Annotated in this window: 13 protein-coding genes; 10 read left to right on the top strand and 3 right to left on the bottom strand. The window is 54.6% G+C overall.

All coding sequences use genetic code 11. The annotated features are described in order from the left end of the window. Positions 1-86 precede the first annotated feature (86 nt). The 6 genes from K7H09_RS07660 (at position 87) to K7H09_RS07635 (ending at position 7,472) form a co-directional block, all read left to right on the top strand. Positions 87-1,127, top strand: a complete 1,041-nt coding sequence (locus K7H09_RS07660) for a zinc-dependent alcohol dehydrogenase family protein (RefSeq protein ID WP_230804303.1) — start codon at positions 87-89, stop codon at positions 1,125-1,127. A 112-nt stretch (positions 1,128-1,239) separates the two neighbouring features. After that, the gene (locus K7H09_RS07655; RefSeq protein WP_230804301.1) at positions 1,240-2,115 is read left to right on the top strand and encodes a pirin family protein; all 876 of its coding nucleotides are present in this window, start codon (positions 1,240-1,242) and stop codon (positions 2,113-2,115) included. A 202-nt stretch (positions 2,116-2,317) separates the two neighbouring features. Further along, the gene (gene dcuC / locus K7H09_RS07650) at positions 2,318-3,715 is read left to right on the top strand and encodes a C4-dicarboxylate transporter DcuC (RefSeq protein WP_230804299.1); all 1,398 of its coding nucleotides are present in this window, start codon (positions 2,318-2,320) and stop codon (positions 3,713-3,715) included. Positions 3,716-3,742: 27 nt separating this feature from the next. After that, the gene (locus K7H09_RS07645; protein ID WP_230804297.1) at positions 3,743-5,107 is read left to right on the top strand and encodes a lyase family protein; all 1,365 of its coding nucleotides are present in this window, start codon (positions 3,743-3,745) and stop codon (positions 5,105-5,107) included. Beyond that, positions 5,104-6,090: a hypothetical protein gene (locus K7H09_RS07640; RefSeq protein ID WP_230804295.1), complete on the top strand. Its 987-nt coding sequence runs from the start codon at positions 5,104-5,106 to the stop codon at positions 6,088-6,090. Before K7H09_RS07645 ends, K7H09_RS07640 begins: the two co-directional genes overlap by 4 nt. Positions 6,091-6,206: 116 nt before the next feature. After that, the gene (locus K7H09_RS07635; protein WP_230804293.1) at positions 6,207-7,472 is read left to right on the top strand and encodes an OprD family porin; all 1,266 of its coding nucleotides are present in this window, start codon (positions 6,207-6,209) and stop codon (positions 7,470-7,472) included. 25 nt (positions 7,473-7,497) lie between these two features. On the opposite strand, the gene K7H09_RS07630 is transcribed toward K7H09_RS07635, so the two are convergent. Both K7H09_RS07630 and K7H09_RS07625 read right to left on the bottom strand, forming a co-directional pair. Beyond that, complete coding sequence (locus tag K7H09_RS07630) at positions 7,498-8,448, bottom strand: LysR family transcriptional regulator (RefSeq protein ID WP_230804291.1); 951 nt, start codon at positions 8,446-8,448, stop codon at positions 7,498-7,500. 61 nt (positions 8,449-8,509) lie between these two features. After that, complete coding sequence (locus tag K7H09_RS07625) at positions 8,510-9,136, bottom strand: DNA-3-methyladenine glycosylase family protein (RefSeq protein WP_230804289.1); 627 nt, start codon at positions 9,134-9,136, stop codon at positions 8,510-8,512. Positions 9,137-9,286: 150 nt separating this feature from the next. Here K7H09_RS07625 and K7H09_RS07620 point away from each other — a divergent pair, with 150 nt between their 5' ends. The 4 genes from K7H09_RS07620 (at position 9,287) to K7H09_RS07605 (ending at position 11,681) form a co-directional block, all read left to right on the top strand. Further along, positions 9,287-9,619, top strand: coding sequence for a hypothetical protein (locus tag K7H09_RS07620; RefSeq protein WP_230804285.1), 333 nt, complete (start codon positions 9,287-9,289; stop codon positions 9,617-9,619). Continuing rightward, complete coding sequence (locus K7H09_RS07615) at positions 9,616-9,936, top strand: helix-turn-helix transcriptional regulator (RefSeq protein WP_039857806.1); 321 nt, start codon at positions 9,616-9,618, stop codon at positions 9,934-9,936. Before K7H09_RS07620 ends, K7H09_RS07615 begins: the two co-directional genes overlap by 4 nt. Positions 9,937-10,096: 160 nt before the next feature. Next, complete coding sequence (locus tag K7H09_RS07610) at positions 10,097-11,308, top strand: MFS transporter (protein WP_022521089.1); 1,212 nt, start codon at positions 10,097-10,099, stop codon at positions 11,306-11,308. Positions 11,309-11,429: 121 nt separating this feature from the next. Further along, positions 11,430-11,681, top strand: a complete 252-nt coding sequence (locus K7H09_RS07605) for a hypothetical protein (RefSeq protein ID WP_022521090.1) — start codon at positions 11,430-11,432, stop codon at positions 11,679-11,681. 15 nt (positions 11,682-11,696) lie between these two features. Here the strand turns inward: K7H09_RS07605 and K7H09_RS07600 are convergent, their stop codons facing one another. Continuing rightward, positions 11,697-12,392, bottom strand: coding sequence for an extensin-like domain-containing protein (locus tag K7H09_RS07600; RefSeq protein ID WP_230804283.1), 696 nt, complete (start codon positions 12,390-12,392; stop codon positions 11,697-11,699). Positions 12,393-12,450: the final 58 nt, after the last annotated feature.

Below are 12,450 nucleotides of genomic sequence, written 5' to 3'. Positions count from 1 at the left end.
AACAGCATGTGTGTCCATTTATCAGAAAAGTAATTTCAGGCGCAGTTAGTTATATTGAACCAACGAAAAGTACCTAGGAGTTACTCATGAAAGCCGTTGTTTTTGAGCAATTTTCCGCCCCACCACAGATCCAGCAACTGCCTGATCCCACCCCTGAGCCGCATGGCGTTGTGGTGAAAGTCATGGCGACCGGAGTTTGTCGCAGCGACTGGCATGGCTGGGTGGGACATGATACCGATATCCAGCTTCCCCATGTGCCCGGGCATGAGCTGGCAGGCGTAGTCGAAGCCGTGGGTAAAGACATCAAGCAGTGGCGCATTGGCGACCGCGTCACGGTGCCTTTCGTTGGCGGTTGCGGTACTTGCCCTGAGTGCCACTCTGGCAACCACCAGGTGTGCGATAGCCAGTTTCAGCCCGGCTTCACTCACTGGGGCTCATTTGCCGAGTATGTGAGTATTCACTACGCCGATGTGAATTTGGTCGCGCTGCCAGAGACATTGGATTTTGCGACGGCGGCGAGTTTGGGTTGCCGGTTCGTTACCTCTTTTCGGGCCGTGGTGGATCAGGGCAAAACAGCGGCAGGTCAGTGGGTGGCCGTCCACGGTTGCGGTGGGGTTGGGCTCTCTGCCGTAATGATTGCCAACGCCGTCGGTGCCAACGTGGTGGCCATCGATATTTCGGACGAGGCGCTTGATCTGGCTCGCCAACTGGGAGCCACTGCCACCGTGAATGCTGCCAAGGTACCCAATGTGGTCGAAGCGGTTGCGGAGATAACCCGGGGAGGCGCTCACGTATCGCTGGATGCGCTGGGCCACCCGACGACCTGCTTTAATTCCATCAGTAACCTGCGTAAACGTGGCAAGCATGTTCAGGTCGGGTTGATGTTGGCCGAGAACAGCACGCCTGCCATTCCCATGAGTAAGGTCATTGCCCATGAGCTTGAAATACTGGGTAGCCACGGCATGCAGGCCCACCGTTATGACGCCATGCTGGCGATGATCCAGTCTGGAAAGCTGGCGCCTGAAAGACTAATCGGCAAACGAATCAATCTTGAACAGTCCATTGATGCGCTAATGAACATGGATAAGTTCGAAGGGGCGGGGGTGACGGTGGTGACCGAGTTTTGAGGAAACCGTTGAGCAGTTTAGTAACAATTTCTTTCAATGAAACAGGGCAAATTATTCGCTCCTCATCGGCGGGTTGAGGTTTTACGCTGTGCGTATTGATAAGGAGTAAGTTATGCCAGCAGACACTATTCAATCAGCACGCCGCGTGATCGCCCAGCATCCAGCCAAGCGCGATGATATCGGTGATTTAATTACCCGGCGCCCGCTGCCGGGGCCGCAGCTTGAACAGCTCGATCCGTTTCTGTTTCTTAACCATCACGGCCCGCAGACATACCCGGCTAACAACCATGGCCTGCCGTTCGGCCCGCATCCGCACCGGGGCTTTGAAACGGTCACCTTTATCTTGGAAGGCTCATTGGCCCACGCCGATAGCGCCAAGCATCAAAGCGTGATCAATGCGGGCGGCGTGCAGTGGATGACCGCGGGCAGCGGCATCGTGCATGCGGAAATTTCGCCGGAGGAGTTTCTGCGCGACGGCGGCCCGTTGGAAATTCTGCAGCTGTGGGTCAACCTGCCAGCGCATTTAAAGATGAGCGAGCCGCGCTACGTAGGGCTGCAACAAGAATCTATTCCCGCTATCGCGTTGCCGGGTGGCGGTGAGCTGAATCTGATCGCTGGTGAGTGGCAGGGTAGCGTTGGCCCTATCAACTCACTGACTGGCGTGTTTATGTCAACGCTACGGTTGCCTGCCGGTAGCCACGAACAGTTGCCCGTGGCACCAGGACGGCAGGTGTTTCTCTACGTGGTGGATGGCGATGTCACGGTGGGTGGCGAACCAGTCCAGCCCCACCATCTGATTGAAGTAGATCGCGATGGCGATAGCTTGGTGATCGAAGCAAGCAGCGATGCGCGCCTGCTGTTTGGTCATGGCGATGTGATCGATGAGCCGGTCTACTCCCACGGCCCTTTTGTAATGAATACCCGTGAAGAGATCGTTCAGGCGGTCGATGATTACCAGAACGGTAAGTTCGGCGGGCTGAGCCTTTAACGACTCTAGCCGGTTGTAAAGTGCTACAACTTTGGTCTAGCCGATGCTGGCAGCAGTTCAGATTTCTCTCTTTATTTTTATTTTAATCAAATGCTTAAAGAAATATGCAGCAATGTGATGGGCACATAGCAAAATTGCAATAGCCAAGCGTAGTCACTCCTCCCTACCGTGATGACACCAAAAAAAATCACGGGAAGTGAAAATGATTGCGTTCCTCCTTGCCATCACGGTTACCACATCTGCTGGCACCTTGATCATCAAGAAATACCAACCGCAAACAGTGCTGCTGCTGGCTGGGCTGGCATTGTTTGCGCTCACGGCTGTCTTTTTTCCGGCGCAGTCTGTGCTGTTCGAAGATGTCGAAACGAGTGGTTGGTCAGGTTTCGATATCTTCGAGTTTATCCATCAGATCATGTCTTATCGTCTGGCAGGGCTGGGCTTGATCATCATGGCGGCCGGTGGCTTTGCCAAATATATGGATCACATCGGCGCTACCCAGGCCATGGTCAATATCGGTACTCGGCCGTTATTGAGACTGCAAGCACCCTATGTCGTGCTCGCGTTAGGCTATGCCGTGGGTCAGGTGCTTAATATTTTTATACCCAGTGCGGCCGGGTTGGCCATGCTCCTCCTGGTCACACTTTACCCAACCCTGGTCAGGTTGGGCGTTAGCAAAGCCGCCGCGGCGGCCATGATTGGTACAACGTCGGTATTGGATCTGGGGCCAGCATCGGGAACAGCCAATCTGGCGGCTTATACCGCTGATATGTATGTGGCCATCTATTTCGCCCAGTATCAGGTACCCGCAGCACTATTTATTGTGCCGGTGATCTGCATCCTTACTTACTTCAGCGCCAAATACTTCGACCGTCGTAGCGGGCATATTCCCCAGCAAAATTCTGCCTTTGAAGCAGATAGTGAAGCGCACGCCAATGATCAAAAATCGCACGTTCCCGCTTTTTATGCCTTATTACCGATCCTGCCTCTCAGCATGATCCTGATTTTCAGCAAACTGCTGATTCATCAGATAGAGCTTGGGGTGGTGACCGCGATGATCATCGGTGCGGTACTTGGGCTGTTCTGCGAGATGATTCGAAAACGGCACGAATTGCAGGCAGTTTTTAAAGGCTTCATGACCTTCTTTCAGGGCATGGGGCAAATGTTTACTTCCATCATCTCGCTGATTATTTGCGCTGAGTTTTTTGCGGCGGGCCTGACGGCAATTGGTGCGATTGACTTTATGATCAGCTCCGCGCAGAGCGTTGGTTTCGGGCTGTTCGGTATGACGCTAATAACCTGTTTGCTTGTAGCGGTGACCACTATTCTTACCGGCTCAGGCAATGCCGCATTCTTTTCCTTTGCCGGGCTTGCTCCTAACGTAACGGCATCGTCGCTGGCCGGACCCGTGGCAATTCTACTGCCATTGCAATTCACAGCCGGGCTCGCGCGTGCGCTATCACCCGTCTCAGGTGTGATTATTGCTGTTAGTGAAGCTGCAGGCTGCTCCCCTATCGATATCGTCAAGCGAACAGCCATCCCACTGATAGGTGCCCTGGTGATGTTGTTCGCCTACACCGCACTGTTTATTGGACTTGAGTAACTCATGATGCCGACGAAGAGAACATCAATGGCGTGTGAAAAACTACCTGATTCAGCCGATTCACTGTTCTCCCGTGATGCCACCTGGCAATCGTGGTTAGAAGTGGAAAGTGCCTTGGCAATTACCCAAGCAGAACTGGGGATGATTCCCCAGCAGGCAGCTGATGAAATTTCTCGTTGCGCCACTTTGGAGCAACTGAACGTTGAGGCTCTGGCGGCGGATATCGAACGCACCATGTCGCCGGTGATGTCCCTGGTCAGGGCATTGTCAGAGCGTTGTCATGGCGATGCTGGTGGCTATGTGCATCTTGGTGCCACCACCCAGAACATCATCTTGACCGGCAAGGTGCTGCAGTTGCAGCGCGCCCATCACTGGCTGAAGGGGCGTTTGGCCAATCATTTAGAGCTGCTTGCCACCTTAGCCGAAAAGGGTGCTGACTGGCCCTGTGTGGCGAGAACCAATCGTCGTCATGCGCTTCCCATCACGTTTGGCTACAAAGTGGCAGGCTGGATTGAGGAGCTGGAGCGCAATCTCCAGCGCCTTGAGTCAGCCGAAGCGCGAGCCTTTGTACTGACCTTCGGTGGGGCAAGTGGTGCAATGCACAGCTATGGTGATCAGGGCCAGCCGTTGGCGCACGCTATGGCTGACCGCCTGAAACTGGGTGTCTCCCAGGTGCACTCCCGGGCTGCAGTTGATGGGCTGGTTGAATATGTCGGGGTCTTGGCACTCTTTGCAGCGGGCTGTGAACGCTTTGGGCAAGAGCTGTATACCTTGATGGCAAATGAGTTCGACGAGATATCAGAAGACCAGGATGAGGGCGTTGTGGGCAGCAGTACCATGCCGCACAAGTTCAATCCCAAATATGCCGTCAATCTGCTCGCCCAGGCGGCTGAGCTAAGAAGTTTGGCAGCGCCTGCGCTGGAAACCGCGCTTCCCTCCCACGAAGGGGATGCTGCCTGTAATTTCCGTCTCTACAAGCTTCTGGATAAAGCTGGCGCTTTGGCTTACCAACTGGCGGTCAGTCAGCAAACCCTACTTGAACGACTGGTGCCGAATCCCACACGTATGCAGGAAACATTGATGGCAAATGCCGCGCCGTTGATGTCAGAGCAGGTGATGCTGGAGCTGGCCAAGACCGTTGGGCGTCAACATGCGCACGACCTTGTCCATGAGGCGATTACCCGTAGTCAAGACACCGGAGCCTCTTTCGCCAGCACCCTGTTCCAGAATGAAACTGTACGCAGCCACTATGCCGAGCTACCGATATTAGAAGCTGCGCTTAACCCACTCCACTACACGGGCCAAAGTCGCCAGACCGCCCTGAAGATGGCGGCATCGGCGCGTGCCAGTGCCAAGCGCTTAAGGAGCGCATTCAACGAGGAAACCGCATGACAACGATAACTATGACAAAAAGCACATTAAGAGAAAAAAGCATCGCGAGATCAAAACGCTGGTCGAAACGGCTGTTGTTGATGGGTGGCATGACCGTGGCAACAGGCGTTATGGCAGGAGAAGTTCTTTCACTGGGAAGTGGTATGACTACCTTTACCTTGCCGGACTCAGAGCGGCAGATTGATGTGTACCACTATGCCCCCGAAGGGGCTGACGCTCAAACGCCCACGGTGTTCGTATTAACCGGACTACGCCGCAATGCAGACGAGTACCGTGATGCCTGGATTGAAGCGGCGGATCAGTACAACTTCACTATCGTGGTGCCCCGCTTTTCTCCTGAAGACTACCCCGGAGTGGCAGGCTACAACCTGGGAAATCTGACCGCCGAGGATGGTGAAGAAAACCCACCCGAGGAGTGGTCGTTTAGCGTCATTGATGCTCTCTACAGCGATCTTCAGGAGCGTGGGCAAACCGAGCGGGATAGCTACTATTTGTTTGGCCATAGCGCGGGCTGTCAGTTTGTGCATCGGATGATAACGTTTGTACCCGAGAGCAAGGCCCAGGCAACAATTTGCTCGGCAGCTGGCTGGTGGACGCTACCCGATACCGATAATGAATGGCCTTATGGGTTGGCGAATGCGCCCGTTGAGCTCGACAAGGATGAGCAACGTCTTCTGTTTGCAAAAAAACTGCTAGTGACGGTAGGCGATGGAGATACGGATCCGTGGCACCGGTATCTGCGCCGTAGCTATCAAGCCATGGCGCAGGGCAATCATCGAGTTGAACGTGCCTGGGTCTATTATAAAACCGCCGAACAGAAAGCTAATCGCTTCGGCCTGGACTTTAACTGGGCTTTCCAGACGGTGCCTGATACAGGGCATGACAACGTTAAAGTAGCCGCGTTCGCAGCAGCGCAGTTTGATGCCTTTGAGCGTACGGGAGCCTTTGGTGTTACGACACCGGATACCGCTCCTGATAGCTAGGCCCCCTATCTATTCCCCATAAGCCTTTAAGCAAGGCAGGTCAGCAGGGCACGCGTTTAGTTGTCCTTCTGGCTTGCCCAACACTCCCACAAAACAAATGATAATGAGGAGTATTTATGACAATACCGGTAAGGTTGTCGGCCATTGGCCTGCCCGTTCTTCTGCTTTCCAGCTGGGCACAGGCCAGTTTTATTGATGAGATGTCATCTTCGCTGGAGTTCAAAAACTACTATATTCAACGTGATTATCTGGATACTAGTGGACAAACTGAGCGGGCGGAGTGGGCTCAGGGTTTTTTACTAAGGCTGGAGTCGGGTTTTACTGACGGTCCGGTTGGTTTTGGTGTGGATACGCTGGGTATGTACGGTCTCAAGCTGGATTCCAGCCCTTCCCGCTCCAATACTGGCTTGCTGCACCGGGAAGATGAACCAGCACCAGGGGCGCCACGTTATGCCAGGCGCGCAGAGGATGATTACGCCAAGTTTGGGATTGCCGCGAAGATGAGAGTCGCAAACAGTGAGTTACGCTATGGTGATTTAGAACCGGCCCTGCCCACGCTGAGACCGAATACTAGCCGTCTTTTTCCACAAACGTTTCGTGGCTTTAATGTTACATCAAATGATATTGACGATCTGGAGTTGACTGCAGGCTTGCTCACACGTACCAGACAGCGTGATGCAACCGACTACGAAGATCTAAGCATCAACCGTAAGAGCGGCGCCTATAGAGCTGTAGACAGCCAGCGATTTCAGTTCGCGGGGGGCGACTACCGTTTATCCAACCGTACTCGGTTGGGCTATCACTTCGCTCAGTTGGAGAATGTCTATCATCAGCATTATCTGGGTGTGAGCCACTCTCTGAATCTAGGGGAAGGGCGCTTTGGGATGGATCTTCGCTATTTCTCGTCCGACGAGTCGGGTGCGGCCATGGCCGGAGAGGTTGATAACCGGGCAGCCAGTAGTCGACTACGCTATCGGTTGAACGGTCATGTCTGGAGTGGTGGTTATCAGGAGCAGTTTGGTAGTACGCCTTTCACTTACGTGAATGGGACAACGGTTTATCTTTTCTCCCAAATGCAATTCAGCAACTTTACAGAAACCGGACAGCGCGTATGGCATGCCCGTTACGATTATGATTTTACTGATGCCGGTATCCCTGGGCTTACGTTCACCGCTCGCTATACAACAGGAGATAACGCTACGGTAGCAGGGTATGTCGGTGAAGGGCGTGAGTGGGAACGGGATCTTGATGTGGAGTACATACTGCAGAGCGGGCCACTCAAAGGGCTGTCACTACGCTGGAGGAATGCCGTTCGACGGGCCAACTTTTCCAGCAATATTGATGAAAACCGACTGCTTATCGGTTACGTCCTGCCGTTGTAGTTCGCCGTTCGGGTTGTGTATGCCTTTACTCAGCATGCTCGGGGGTGGGCAGAACACTGATGTTGTCAGCGAAGGCACGTTCCCGTTCACATTTCTCCTCTAGATCCTGGCGCAGCGCTTCAATGAAGCGCTGCGCAATAGGACGCTGCCCGGCGGGCGGCAGAATACAGGCATAGGTGAGCTCACTCGCCGGTGATAAAGGGCGCATGACCGTCTTGCCATTGAGGCTGGAGCCGCAGCACGCCCTATCCAGTAAACCAAGGCCAAAGCCCGCCTCCACAAAACTTGGCACCAGCTGTGTTGAACCAACTTCCAGTGCGATACGAGGCCTCTGGCCGATGGTTTCGAACAGTCGATCCAGGCGTTGTCGCCAGATTTGTTTTGGCCTGAGTGTGACAAAGGGCATCTCCGCTAGTGCCTCTATCGAAATGCTCGCCTGCTCAGCCAGTGGGTGATCGAAGGGTAGTAGTACCTGGGTGCGTGCCTTGAGAATAGGCGTGACCGATAAATCGACAATCGCATTCTCAACTGGTAACGATAGAAGTCCCAGGTTGTATCGGCGGGAGCCTACAAGGCGCTCGACATCAAACCGGCTACCGATGTCGATCTTACAGTTGAGCTCTTGGCAGGTTGATCGCAGTTGTCCGACAACTGATGGCAGCAGGGTGGCTCCTAGCGGGGCAGAAGTAATAATTCGAAGCGCCTCTACGCTGCGCTGCCTGATTTCACAGGCAATAGAAGGAATTTCTTCAACGCCATTGAGAATATGCTCGGCTTCCCGGTAGAAGCGCTCTCCCTCCTGGGTCAATGACAACTTCTGATGATTGCGTACAAAGAGAGAAAGCTTCAGCTCTCCTTCCAAGGCGGATATCAGGCGGCTGGCGGCTGGTTGGCTCAGATTGACGGATTGAGCTGCCGCTGAAAGAGAGCCGTGTAGTACGGTTAGCCTAAACAGACGTAATGCTTTTAAATTCATAACACCATTATTCTTATTGAAGTAAACATGTTGAGAAAGCGATTCTAGCTGGTTTTATGCTTCATAACGGCTCGCCGCGATAGTAGTGCCACAGAAACAGCGAACCCACGCTGCGCCAGGGCGCCCAGTGCTCCACCAACTGGCGGGCCTGTTTAGGCGTGGGTTTATCGTCCATGCCTTTTAAGCGGCCAAGCGCCACTCGTAGGGCGAGGTCGTCAGCGGGAAAGATATCCGGGCGTTGCAGCGAGAACATCAGATAGATCTCGGCACTCCAACGGCCAAAGCCGCGTAGCTCGGTAATCGCGGCAATGGCTTCATCATCGCTTAGCTGTTCAAGCCCCACGGCGCTAAAAGTGCCTGCCAACTCTGCTTCAGCCAGCCCTTTAGCGTACTCGATCTTGCGCCAGGAAAGCCCCGCATCGCGTAGCGCTTGGCCCTCTACCTCCATCACTGCCTTGGCGTGAAGCTCGGGCAGCAGTGTATTTACACGACCCATAATCGCGCGAGCCGCTTCGGTAGATAGCTGCTGGCTAACGATAGTCGAGAAGAACGTCGCAAAGCCTTTATCGCGCTCCCGGGGGGATGGCGCCCCCACTAGAGGCAGGGCACGGGCGATATCGGTGTCGGCCTTGGCGAGTTCAGCCATGGCGTGCTCGATCGTGTTAAAAGATGGGTCATCAGCTGGCATTATTACTCCTGGTTAAAATGAGTATTATATTGCTCACTAATTGGGTTTTTATATATTTATGAGCATTAAAATGCACATTACTGTGTCTTGAACTACACTATTGAGCATTAAGCTGCTCAGTTATTAACTGCTCAATTAAGGTGGCCCACGTTGCTAACCATCCAGGCATTTCATCATGGCCAGAGGCACGATGCCGCTGAGCTGGTGATTGAGTATCCAGCGCAAGGTCGCCGAGGGCCTGCGCGTTTGGGCTATATCACCGATTATGCCCTTCAATGGCTGGATTGCGATGACGTGCATGCTTGCAGCCTGCGTTTACCCATTGAGCTAATGAATACCCATCAATCGCCACGCTGGTTCGCTTTTTTAGACGATATCATGCCTTCCGGGGCTAGCCGCCGTTACTGGGTCACGCAGTTGGGAATAAACGCGGTGGGGGTTGATTATCTGGATGCTAAGCTGCGCCGCTGGGGGCTGGTATGAAACGCAAAGAACTCTCTAGCATTGAGCGCGAGGCACTACTTATGGCGCTATTGTCCCAGTTGCTGCGGGAAGAGATCAGCTCAGGGCAGGTGCTGCGTCAACTACGCCGCGAAGTATTGGGAATGTCGCAGACACAATATGCCGAGCTGGTGGGTATCAGTCGCCGCACCTTGTCTGATCTGGAAGCCGATAAGGCAAGCCCTACACTGGCTCTGCTAAACCAAGTATTCCGCCCCTTGGGTCTGCAAACCGGCTTGGTGCCGCGTAACCGTCGTCTGCGTGAGCGGTTGCTTTCAGTGGAATCCCCTATCGCCTGACCGCCAAACACCTTATCCAAACATTTCCTATTCAACCCAACTTAACGATTGTGTTCGCCCGCTAACTTTTTAAACGCAGCATGTTTCTACTTTCGTCTAATCCTGCGATCATTTAGCGCTAATCGAGATGCCAACAGGGTGGTATCCCAAGGAGTTAAACATGCAGGATTCGACAGCATCGTCGTCTCAAGGGCTGGCGCGTAACCCGCGCTTGGCCGAATTTGTGTTGGCGCTGGGTGGATTTGGGATTGGCACCAGCGAGTTCGTCATTATGGGCCTGATGAACCGTGTGGCGGGTGATTTAGCGGTAACGGTGCCTCAAGTGGGTTACGCAATAAGCAGCTACGCCTTGGGCGTGGTAGTCGGTGCGCCGCTGATTTCGGCGCTGGCCGCGCGAGTACCTAGGCGGTCGCTGTTGATTATGCTGATGCTGGTATTTGCGGTGGGCAATATTGCCAGTGCCATGGCACCAGGGTTCTGGTCATTCGTAGGGCTGCGTTTTCTGGCTGGCTTGCCTCACGGCGCCTATTTTGGCATCGCCGCACTGGTGGCCGCGGGGGCAGTGCCGATAGACCAACGGGCGCGGGCCGTTTCTCGGGTGATGATGGGCTTAACCGTGGCGATTCTGATCGGTGCGCCGCTGGGTACCTGGGCGGGTAACCTGTTGGGCTGGCAGATCGCCTTTGCGGGTGTCGGTGGCATTGCGTTGCTCACCGCCCTGTTGATCCGATTCTATGTACCGGTGCAGCCCGTCGATACTCTAGCAAGCCCGGTGCGTGAGCTGTCAGCGCTGCTTAAGCAGCGGGTGTTGGTTACCCTGGCGCTTGCCTGCATCGGCTGCGGCGGCATGTTCGCCATTTTTAGCTATGTGATGCCGACATTAACCCAGCAGGCGGGTATGAGCGAAGCGCTGGGGCCGTTGGTGCTGGTCATTTTCGGCCTGGGCTCTATTGCCGGTAACTTAATCGGCGGGCGCATGGCGGATAAAAACCTGATGCGTGCCATACCTACCATTCTGCTCTGGTGTGGCGTGGTACAAGGGTTGTTTTACTTTGCGGCGAATAACGTTTGGACGGGGCTGCTGTTTGTTGGCCTAGTGGGCACCAGTATGGCACTAGCGCCTTCATTACAAACCCGCTTGATGGATGTGGCGGAAGATGCCCAAACCATGGCGGCCTCACTCAACCACGCGGCCTTTAACGGTGCCAATGCCCTAGGGGCGTGGCTTGCTGGCTTGGCAATCAGCGCTGGCTTTAGCTGGTCGAGCACGGGCTTGGTCGGTGCGGGATTGGCACTCTGTGGCTTGGTGATTTTTGCCGCTGGGCGATGGTTGGAAAAGCGCACCTACGGCGCCGTGGCCCAGCGAGCCTAGCGTTGGCTAACGTTGCATTGTGATTGGCCAGCTGCCTAGTTATCGAACAGTGATAATTAACATGGCTAAAAAGTCGAATTCTCTCTACTGTGTAAGAGTAGTAACCCATAAGGAGATGACCATGCACATTCAGGTATTGAATTTGACACGCATATTGACCCTCGGCGCGGTGGTGGCGTTAACCATTGGCTTGGTGGGTTGTGGTACCACTACCGGAGAGCGCGCTACTAGCGGCGCGGGTGTCGGTGCTGCCATTGGCGCGGGTGCCGCAGCCGTAACCGGTGGTAGCGTCGTTCAAGGCGCCGTTATCGGCGGTGGCGTTGGTGCTGCCACCGGTGCCGCCACCGATGCAGATGACATCAATCTCGAATAAGTAATGGTTGATCTCTTAGCGACACAGCCTAAATCCGCGCATGCCCATATGAAAGTGATCCGCATGCGCGGCGTTGTAATCGGGCCCCAATACATTACCGAAGGTATGGCAGGCGCCATCCCGCGCAGCGCGTAAAAACTCACCTACCTCGCCTTCATCATCCCAGTCATTGATCAGCGTAATACGCTGGCCATTCTCAAACTGAAATCCCACTACATCCAGCGCTTCGGCGGTGGCGTGTTCGCTGCGCCTGCCGGCTTCGCGGCCATAAACGTTACGGCAGGCAAAGCTACCTACGTGGTTAACCTGGCTCACTCGGCTACCCATAATCTCCTCGGCGGCAGGCTGTAACGCGTGGCGTTCATACATGACCCACGCCAGCGCCATCGGGCAGGAGGCCACGAAACTCTGGTTGAACGCGACCCCGCTAGAGTGCATGCGCACGATATTAGAAAGTGGGCAGCTCGCCGTGGGGGCGTAATCGGCCAATGGTGTGTAGCGCAGCTTACCTTCAGGGACGGTATCTAGCGCAGCTAAACAGCCATTGCGGTCATCCGCCAAGCGGCTTAGCTTCAGTTGCGTGACCGGCGTGATGGGGTCGTCAATATGCAGCGGAGCCCATGGCGCCCAGTGGCGGGGAATCTCAATGATGCCTTTTTGCAGGGCTACGCCCAGCGCAATCAAGGCTAAAATAAATAGCGTACTGCGCATGCCTACCTCCCTGTATGTCACCACCAACGCTACAGTCGTCGCGCTGGGTGTGCGATAC

The organism is Halomonas sp. IOP_14, assembly GCF_021021315.1.
GTDB lineage: Bacteria > Pseudomonadota > Gammaproteobacteria > Pseudomonadales > Halomonadaceae > Vreelandella > Vreelandella titanicae.
The sequence above is the reverse complement of the archived record's forward strand: the minus strand, read 5'-3'. Positions and strand labels throughout refer to the sequence as shown.